Genomic DNA, 9,366 nt, shown 5'->3' with positions numbered 1-9,366 from the left:
TGAAAGTCTGATGTTCATGGTCTGAGCATGATCCCCTGACAGCATGAAATCAAGCAGTTTCAATGATCACGGGTATAGACAGGTTAATTAGAAGATTATTAAACAAATACGGATATAACTTGTCGGGTGGCCGTATTTTTATTTACCACCACCCGGCGAGGAATTAATGACTTAAAATCTGTTCAAGGAACTGTTGCGTACGGGGATGTTCCGGCTGACTAAAGAAACGTTCCGGCGGCGCGGTTTCCACTATCTTGCCGTCAGCCATCAGGATAACGTTATCCGCCACCGTCCGGGCAAAGCCCATCTCATGGGTGACAACAATCATCGTCATCCCGCCTTCAGCAAGATCCAGCATCACATCCAGCACCTCTTTGATCATCTCCGGATCCAGCGCAGAGGTAGGTTCGTCAAACAGCAGGATTTCCGGCTCCATACAGAGCGCACGGGCAATAGCCACGCGCTGCTGCTGTCCACCTGAGAGCTGCAGCGGGAATTTATGTGCCTGACTGGCGATATGCACTTTCTCCAGATAATGCATGGCCAGTTCTGTCGCCTGCTTCTGCGTGAACTTACGTACCAGCGTTGGCCCGAGAGTCAAGTTATCCAGCACGCTCAGATGCGGAAAAAGATTAAACTGCTGAAACAGCATGCTAATGCTCTGACGGATGCGATTGATATTATGCACATTGTCATTCATCTCAATGCCATTAACCCAAATCTGCCCTTGCTGGTGCTCTTCCAGGCGGTTAATACAGCGAATCAAGGTTGATTTTCCGGAACCCGACGGGCCGCAAATCACCACTCGCTCCCCTTTTGCCACGTTTAACGAGACATTATCGAGAACCTGAAACTTACCGTACCACTTACTGACGGCGTTGATTTCAATGACGGGACGTTGAGACATCAGGCGTTTCCTTCTGCGGTGCGGCTGGCATCAATGCGTTTTTCTACCCAAATGGCGTAGCGAGAAAGCATAAAGCCAAAAACAATATAAATGGCGGAGATAAAGAGATAGGTTTCGATGTAATAACGGCGCCATTGCGGATCCTGCATCACCGCACTGGTGGCAGTAAGCACATCAAAGAGGCCGATAATAATCACAAACGAGGTGTTCTTCATCGCGGCGATAATATGATTCGTCACTGCGGGCAGGCAGATACGCATCGCCTGCGGCAGGATAATTTTGGTGGTGGTGTGCCAGTAGTTGAGGTTCAGCACCGCCGCCGCTTCATACTGCCCACGCGGCACAGACTGTAAGCCACCGCGGATGACCTCTGCCTGATAACAGGCAAAGAACAGCGCGATGCCGACGATAATGCGTAGCAGCTTGTTGATTTCCATGTCCGTGGGTAAAAACAGCGGGAAGATATTCACCGCCACAAACAGAATGGTGATCAGCGGTACGCCACGCAGCCCTTCAATGAAAATGACCGACAGACCGCGCAGAAACGGCAGCGGTGAACGGCGTCCCAGTGCCAGCGCAACCGACGCCGGCATGCCGATAATCACCGTGCCGGAAAAGAGCAACAGCGTGAGTGGCAAGCCGCCCCAGTCGGCAGAAGACACCGGGACCAGCCCAAACGCCCCGCCGCTCATCAGTACGGACATCACCACCAGCGATATACCCCACAGTGGCCAGAGAAAGCGTGAATGCCAGCAGGCCGGTGACAGCGACAGCACCACACTGACAAACCAGATAACCATACATAGCGCGGGTCGCCACTGTTCATCATAGGGATAAAGGCCAAAGAGAATCGGTCGATATTTTTCGCCAATCACGGCCCAGCAGGCCCCTGCGGCAGCACGGCACTCCGCCACGCCCCCTGCAAAGACCGCATCGGTGATCCCCCAGTGCAGCAGCTTTGCGCCGATAAACGCAATGAGCAGCAGCAATCCCAGCGTCAGTAGCGACTGAGCAAGGCTGCTGAATAGATTCCGACGTAACCATAAGATTGCCGCGTGTTGCATCGTTCTTTCCTCAGCGCTCTTTAATGGCGACATAACGGTTAAACAGGTTCATCAGCAGCGACGTCGAGCCGCTGATAATCAGATAGACCACCATCATGATGGCAATCGCTTCCAGCGCCTGCCCGGTTTGGTTCATCAGGGTGTTGGTGATATTGGCCAGTTCCGGATACCCCACCACCACGGCAATGGAGCCGTTTTTGGCAAGGCTGACGTACTGGCTGGCCAGCGGCAGCACCATCACCCGCATGGCCTGTGGGATGACCACGTGGCGAATTGCATGCCAGGGGGAAAGCGAAAGTGAACGGGCCGCCTCAAGCTGCCCTTTCGGTACGGACTGGATCCCGGCGCGGACAATTTCGGCAATAAAAGCCGACGAATAGAGGGCAATCCCCAGCAGCAACGCGGTGAATTCCGGGCTGACGGTAAAGCCCCCCTTGAAGTTAAAGCCGCGCAGTTCCGGCTGATTGAGCGTATGCGGTGCGCCAGCAAGCCACCAGACCAATACTGGCAGGCCGATAATCAACGCCACGCGCACTTTCGCCACCGGTACAATAAGTCCCCGCTGTTCACGCCAGCGGCGGGCCATCGCCGAGAGTCCAACGCTTAATCCTGTGGCGACCAGAAGTGCGTACAGGGCCCACAACCAGCCGGGATGGCTTTGCAGCACCGTCATCGTCAGACCACGGTTGGTCAGATAGCCAAATCCCGCGAGATCAATAGCCTCACGCGGTGACGGCAGATTGCGGATCACCACCGACCAAAAAATGACCTGCAAAATCACTGGCACATTGCGCAACAGTTCGACATAGCCTTCCGCCAGTTTGACCAGCAGCCAGTTTTTCGACACGCGCCCCAGACCGCCCCAAAAACCCAGCACCGTTGCGAGTACAATCCCGCAGACCGTCACATACAGGGTATTGAGCAGACCCACCAGCACCGCACGGGCGTAGCTGTCGCGCGGGGTATATTCAATGAGCGTTTCGCCAATCGCAAACTGGGCGCTTTGATCCAGAAAGCCAAAGCCGGTAGCAATGCGCTGAGTACGCATATTTTCCACCACGTTGCTATAAAGCCACCAGGAGAAGCCTACCAGCAGCAGCGCGAGTAAAAGCTGATAGCACCAGGCACGGGTGGTTTTACTTCCCAGCAGTACGGAGAGGCGAAGCCCGGCAGCTCTGGCAGGCGGTTCGGATGACAAAATGTAGGCGTTGTCGGTGTGTTTCATGTTTTCAGCATCAGAGAAAGACATCATCAGATCGTCCCCCGCGCAGGGGGACGCATCAATTAACGGATCGGTAAGCCGTACAGCAGGCCACCGTCGGTCCAGAGTTTGTTTAAATCGCGATCCAGCGGTTCGCTACTTTGCGGGCCAAAGTGGCGGTTGTAGATATCGCCATAGTTACCCACCTGTTTCACGATGTTGTAGGCCCACTGCTTATCGAGCCCAAGCTTCTGACCAAAATCGCCGCTCACGCCCAGCAACCCCTGCACATCCGGGTCGGCGGATTTCAGTTGTTCATCCACATTTGCCTGGCTGACTTTCATCTCTTCGGCGTTAAACGTCGCGTAGACCACCCACTTAACGATGTTGAACCACTGGTCATCGCCTTTACGTACCGCCATCGCCAGCGGCTCTTTTGAGTAGATGCCTGGCAAAATGACATGGTCTTCCGGTTTTTCGGCGTCGAAGTTCTTCACGCCAGGCAGCGCCACTTTGTCGCGAGCAATGGCATCACAGCGCCCTGCCAGATAGGCGGCGACGTACTCTTTGTTGTTCTCGATCACAACCGGGGTGTAGTGCAAATTGCGGGAGGCAAAAATCTGCGCCACGTTCTGTTCCGTGCTGCTGCCCGGTGTGATACAGACGGTGGCACCATCCAGATCTTCGACCTTTTTCACGCCGCTGTTGGCACGCACCATAAAGCCCGTGCCGGTGTAGAAGTTAGGCGGTGCAAAGTTCAGCCCCAGCGACACATCACGGGTCAGCGATGCGGTGATATTGCGCGACAGAACATCCACTTCGCCGGACTGGATTGCCGGGAAACGCTGGGCGGTGGACAGCGGCGTAAAACGGACTTTTTTAGCATCGCCTAACACGGCGGCCGCCACTGCCCGGCAAAAATCGACATCCAGCCCTTCCCAGTTGCCTTTACTGTCGATAGCGGAAAAACCGTGACGGGCCGGGTGCACGCCGCACACCACCTCGCCACGGGCTTTAATTTTGCTCAGAGTATCGCCACTGGCGGCGGGTGTCTCTTCGGCCAGTGCCTGGCCTGCCAGAGTGGTAAAAGCCAGCAGCAAGGCTGAGGCAAAAAAAGTGTTTTTTTTCAACATGTCCGTTCCCTTTAGCTATTCATCATTAGTCTTTGTTAATTTTCACCTACGCGATGTGCAGGTCTTTCTATGCTCTTTGTTTCGCCAGAAGGTTGGCAAAGAACGAATTTGTCAGAGCAAATGCGTAAATTGTCTAACGCAGCCAACCCTGCACGCCCTGCCACAACAACTGCGCACTGAGCAGCAACATCGTCAGGCGAAACGCGACGCGAAACAGCTTTTCCGGCAGGTTGTCGAGCATGCGGGTGCCAAGCCAGGTGCCCAGCGCGCCGCTGGCAATCATCATCGCCAGCACCGGCAACCAACTGGCCCAGGCAAATCCCATCAGGCCGAATGCGAGGATCTTCAGCCCGTGCTGCAACACCATGCAGGTGGCATGGGTGGCAATCAGCGGCTGTTTTTTCAGCCCCTGAGAGCTGATAAGCCCGGCGACCATCGGTCCGGTAGCCCCGACAATCATCGTGCCGATACTGCTTATCCCCCCGCCGATGACAAACAGCAGGCGGTTAAGTGGTTTCGTTTCGCCCCGCTTGCGCCAGATGGACCAGAGGATAAAGAGCCCCAGCGCAATGCGTGCCAGACTGTCCGGGATGATTGCCGCAACCGGTGCCCCGACAGCAATGCCCACGGCGCTGCCAAGCAAAAACCACAGCACCAGCGGCCACACAACATGCATACGCTGAATAAGGGTGCGACTAAAATTCGACCCCAGTTGCACCATGCCGTGTACTGGCATCAGGCTACTGATAGGCATACCGATGCCCATCACCGCCAGCAACACGGTGCCACCACCCAGCCCCATCGCCGCCGTCAGCGCCGAGGTGAGAAAACTGCACGCCACCATCACGCAGGCGAACAAGGGCGTGATTTCCGCAGGGATCCATTGCCACATCATCGGCCCCACACTCACCGGTAGTCATCGTGCAGCAGGCGCTGGTAAAGCGACTGTGCGGCGTCTGCGGTCAATGCCCGTCTGGCGCAATCGAGGAATTTCTCTTTCAGCAGTCCTTCTGGCAGCGGGAATTTCGCACTGGAACCCCGCGCGCCCTCGATCTTCTTGTGGAACTGCCGACCGTCCGTGGCGGTGAGGGTTACCCAGGCGGTATGGGTCACCGCCTCATTGTGCGTTGTGAGTTCCACACGCCCCATCAGCGTCTGGGTCTGCGGGTCGCCGAACCGGGCGGTATCGATAAAATCATCCAGCGTGAGTGTGCCGGTAACAAAGGCACGCGCCACGCAATAGTGCAGACTGAACTTACCCGCCAGCGGGTTTTCCGGCTGCGGGATATTGATGTGCGGGAAGCGAATCGGGTGTACCTGCACCGTAATGCGTTCCACCTCATCGGCACGCAGCCCGGTCTCGTCACGCAGCGCCAGCACACCGTCGAGCGGCGAGAGAATGGCGTAGCAGCAGGAGAAATATTTGAAGTTGTTACTTTTCTCGGTATCGAGGATAAAAGGCGTGGCTGTCCAGGGCTCCGTCAGCGGCGTACTGTCAGCATTGTCACTGCCATTAAAGACGTTGAAATAGCCATGGTGGTGCTCAAATGCCGTTACCCCAGCACTAAAGTCTTCCTTCGCGAGCAGTACCGCCATGACCACACTCCGTGCCGCCTGTCCTACCACCAGCGCTTTGGTTTCGCTGCCGAAATTTGATTTGATGCCCGAGGCCAGCGATGCGCAGATAGAGAGCGCCGTCGCCGCCTGTGCTTCATTGAGATCCAACAGCACAGCGCACGCGGCTACCCCGGCGAAAATGCCCACTGTCGTGGTCGGATGCCAGCCATGGCGGTACTGGAATGGGCTGACGGCTTTCCCCATGCGCACCGCGGTTTCATACCCGGCCAGATAGGCACGCAGAATTGTCTCGCCGTTCAGTTCACAATCGTCTGCCAGCGCCAGAAGCGCCGGCAAAACGGCAACGGAGATGTGCCCATGTAGCCACGAGTTAGAATCGTCAAAATCCAGCAAGTGTGATGACACGCCGTTGAGCAGTGCCGCATCCAGCGCATTGAGCCGCAGGTCTGTGCCAAACACCCGACTTTTACCGGTTGCCGCCGATGGGACGATAACACGGCGCAACTTGACGGCTCCCTCCTGCACGCCACCGGCCAGGGTGACCCCCAGGGTATCAATAATTGCCGTGCGCGCCTGCTCGCGTGCCCGGGCTGAAAAATTCTGGCGGGAGAAATCGAGCAGATTCGCCGCAAATTGTCGGGCTACGGTCATGGGATTATTCCTTGAAAAGACAGCATCATCCCGCAAGCAACGCGCTGATTTGGGCCAGTGAACCGGGTCGTTCAAAGTGCGCGGCGGCCTGATAAAGCGCATCGCTACGTTCAGCACCCAGCACCGGGATGGTGAGCGCATCAAACTTGGCGCGCAGTTCGGCATCTGTTAATGGATTTTGTGGGTGGCCGCGATACACATCCGTCCGGGCGTGCAATACCTCTCCGTCATCCAGCCAGACATCGATAAAGGCTGAGCTAGCCGATTGCCCGTCCACCGCCTGCACGTCAAGACGAGAGAGCAGCGACCGCGCAGCCGGATCATCAACGGTCTGCTGGGTAAAATCGGTATCAGTCAGCTCATAACCGGACAGGGCCAGGGCAATGCAGTGCGGAATGCTGAATTTGCTTTCCAGCGGCGTGGTCGGGTTAAGAATGCCCGCATTCACTATTCCCATCGGGTGGACCTTCGCCGCGATACGCGTTATGGCTCGACCTTTCAGTTGCGAATAGATTTTGCGCGCCGTTTCAATGGATGCATGGGTGCCGCGGCAACTGGCATAGAGCTTGTAGCCGTTACCCGGCAGCTCCCAGGTTTCACCAAAATCCAGCGGTGGGATCTCTGCACTACCGTCCTGGATAAAGTGTTTGACCCAGCCGTCGGCTTCGTAAAAATGGTGGGCACCCACAAAACCCTCAGCCGCCAGTTGCGCCGCGAGGATACCGTCCATCGCGGCCTTCCCGGCATGAAAAGGCTTTCCGTGCGTCCCGGACGATTTTTGTAAGCCCCCCATCATGGTGGCCGCCGCGCCAAGCGCATTGCTGATTTGTTCTTCTGACAGTCCGAGAATGGAGGCAGCGACCGCAGCAGCCCCTGCTCTCCCGACAACAGACGTTGGGTGAAAACCGCGACGCTGCAAATTGCGACCAACTCCCGGCACCCAACCGCCGCCCAGCTTCGCCATAACTTCAAATCCGGCGATAAAGGCATGCAGGACCCGTACCTCGCTTACCGGATATGTCTGGGCCATCGCCAGCGCTGTGGCCCAGCACGGACCGCCCGGATGACCAGAACCGGCGGGATGGGTATCGTCATAATCTGCGGCGTGGGCCATGGTGGCGTTGATCATCGCCGCCAGCGCGGGCGTGGTGGTTTCGCCAAGCAGAATTCGTGCCCCGCCGGATGCCTGCCACGCTCTGGCGACCTGGCGCACGGCACATACCGCTTCGTCATTTACCGCCCCGATCGCCACGCCAAGGTGGTCGATCAGGGCGCGTTTGGCTTCATGCAACACATCGGCTGGAATCGCCCATGTATGCGCATGATGAATGAAATGGCTTAATTGCTCGCCTCGATGATGGGCGGTGTTTTTTGAGCCTGTTATAGTCATACCGTTTCCCTGATGCTGGCAAAAGTTCTTTTAAAACAAGTCTGTGTAATATTGAATTCAATTGTATACAATAAAATACAGACTCAACATAACAGCCAGGAAACGCAGTTCAAAAGACAAAAAATGGATAAGCTAAGAACAAAATTAGCCATAAAACATTATCGACTGTGGCAATATGACGACTTACTCATTTGCCTGTCCTCTTTAGCGTTCGGTTTGTTTCCCATCATCGATAACATTGTTTATAAATAAGAAAAATCATGAACTTAAAATCAAATGAACCGACGATGACACTGTCACCTTTTGAAATATTGATTGCGGCTATCGAGCAAGGTGAACTCTTGCCGGGTGAGCGCCTACAGGAAACGCGACTGGCGGAACAATTTGGTCTCAGCAGAACCCCTATCCGCGAGGCACTGCACCGCCTGGAAACGCTGGGTCTGGCTGAACCGGGGCCTAAGCGCGGGTTAATTGTCGCCCGAATCAGCTATGAGAGATTGCGTCAGCTTTTCGCCGTGCGTGAAGGGCTGGAAAAACTCGCCATGCAATTGGCGGTTGCTGCCGCCTCTGATGAGGAAATCGCACTATTGCAACAGATGGTAGATACGGAGCAGCACATCACGGACAGCAAAGCGTTGCACGATCACAACCGCATGTTTCATCGCCAGATTTACCGCTCCACGCACAATCCTTACCTCAATGAGATGCTGGATAACCTGCGCATTCATCTCTCGTTACTGCGTGGCACGACCTATGCGCTTTCAGACCGGACGGAACAGGCAAAACAGGAACATCAGGCGATTGTCGATGCCCTCTCCCGCCGTGACAGCACTGCCGCGCAGGAGGCTGCCTGCGAGCATATCCGCAATGGATATCGCGCACGTCTGGCGATAATCAGTCAGTTGGAAAAGTAAAACAGCGCCGATTTTTTGCTTATCCAGGCAAAATCAGTAGAGGAAGTGGGCCAAAGGCCCCTCTCAGACGTGAAAAACACCGCTAATCGGTTTTGGCGATGCATGCGATGAAATATTTAGTGAATCGAGATAAAAAAGCCTGACGGGAGAGCGTCAGGCTAAAGGTCGTATATTACTTTCCAGGCATAAAACCATAAATAAAAAGTGGTTTATGTGTAAACCTTATCCCTACTAAATCTCGAGCCCTAATTGCTTAACAAGGGTGCATAGCTTTTTAGCACCATTAAAATTCAAATGGTCTGAATCATAAAAATCTTCTGGGCTGAATGCTTCATGAGTGGACAGGTCTATCATGAAAACATTCTTGTCATTAGTAATGCTTTTAATATATGACAATGTTTCATTTTTTACGTTTTGTTCGAAGCTTTCAACATAAAACTTATTAAACGGCATAAGGCGGATTCAACTCCGAAGTGCAACGCTAAGCCGCCAATCTTAGCTCTGCAAACACCACAGACGGTTGCCTGA

Annotated in this window: 8 protein-coding genes; 1 reads left to right on the top strand and 7 read right to left on the bottom strand. The window is 54.9% G+C overall.

The genetic code is table 11. From position 1 onward, the window contains the following. Positions 1 to 163 precede the first annotated feature (163 nt). From ACSZPU_RS20195 to ACSZPU_RS20165, 7 genes are all read right to left on the bottom strand, one after another. On the bottom strand, positions 164 to 907 hold the full coding sequence (locus tag ACSZPU_RS20195; protein ID WP_499002491.1) for an amino acid ABC transporter ATP-binding protein: 744 nt from the start codon (positions 905 to 907) through the stop codon (positions 164 to 166). Next, on the bottom strand, positions 907 to 1,971 hold the full coding sequence (locus tag ACSZPU_RS20190; protein ID WP_499002489.1) for an amino acid ABC transporter permease: 1,065 nt from the start codon (positions 1,969 to 1,971) through the stop codon (positions 907 to 909). Before ACSZPU_RS20190 ends, ACSZPU_RS20195 begins: the two co-directional genes overlap by 1 nt. Positions 1,972 to 1,981: 10 nt before the next feature. Next, positions 1,982 to 3,223 (bottom strand): amino acid ABC transporter permease, encoded by a 1,242-nt coding sequence (locus ACSZPU_RS20185; RefSeq protein WP_499002487.1) that lies wholly within the window; start codon positions 3,221 to 3,223, stop codon positions 1,982 to 1,984. 32 nt (positions 3,224 to 3,255) lie between these two features. Continuing rightward, entirely contained in the window at positions 3,256 to 4,305 is a 1,050-nt protein-coding gene (locus tag ACSZPU_RS20180; RefSeq protein ID WP_499002486.1) for an amino acid ABC transporter substrate-binding protein, read from the bottom strand. Positions 4,306 to 4,438: 133 nt separating this feature from the next. After that, entirely contained in the window at positions 4,439 to 5,200 is a 762-nt protein-coding gene (locus ACSZPU_RS20175) for a sulfite exporter TauE/SafE family protein (protein ID WP_499002484.1), read from the bottom strand. 11 nt (positions 5,201 to 5,211) lie between these two features. Beyond that, positions 5,212 to 6,534: an MmgE/PrpD family protein gene (locus ACSZPU_RS20170; RefSeq protein WP_499002481.1), complete on the bottom strand. Its 1,323-nt coding sequence runs from the start codon at positions 6,532 to 6,534 to the stop codon at positions 5,212 to 5,214. A gap of 25 nt (positions 6,535 to 6,559) precedes the next feature. Beyond that, positions 6,560 to 7,924 carry an MmgE/PrpD family protein gene (locus tag ACSZPU_RS20165; protein ID WP_499002478.1) on the bottom strand — a complete coding sequence of 455 codons (1,365 nt, stop codon included), beginning with the start codon at positions 7,922 to 7,924 and terminating at the stop codon, positions 6,560 to 6,562. A gap of 260 nt (positions 7,925 to 8,184) precedes the next feature. On the opposite strand from ACSZPU_RS20165, the gene ACSZPU_RS20160 reads away from it, so the two are divergent. Next, complete coding sequence (locus ACSZPU_RS20160) at positions 8,185 to 8,838, top strand: GntR family transcriptional regulator (protein WP_499002476.1); 654 nt, start codon at positions 8,185 to 8,187, stop codon at positions 8,836 to 8,838. Positions 8,839 to 9,366: the final 528 nt, after the last annotated feature.

Origin of the sequence: Phytobacter sp. V69 (genome assembly GCF_965644215.1) — a bacterium.
Classification (GTDB): Bacteria; Pseudomonadota; Gammaproteobacteria; order Enterobacterales; family Enterobacteriaceae; genus Phytobacter.
Note: the sequence above shows the minus strand (reverse complement) of the source record. Positions and strands in the feature narration are given on the sequence as shown.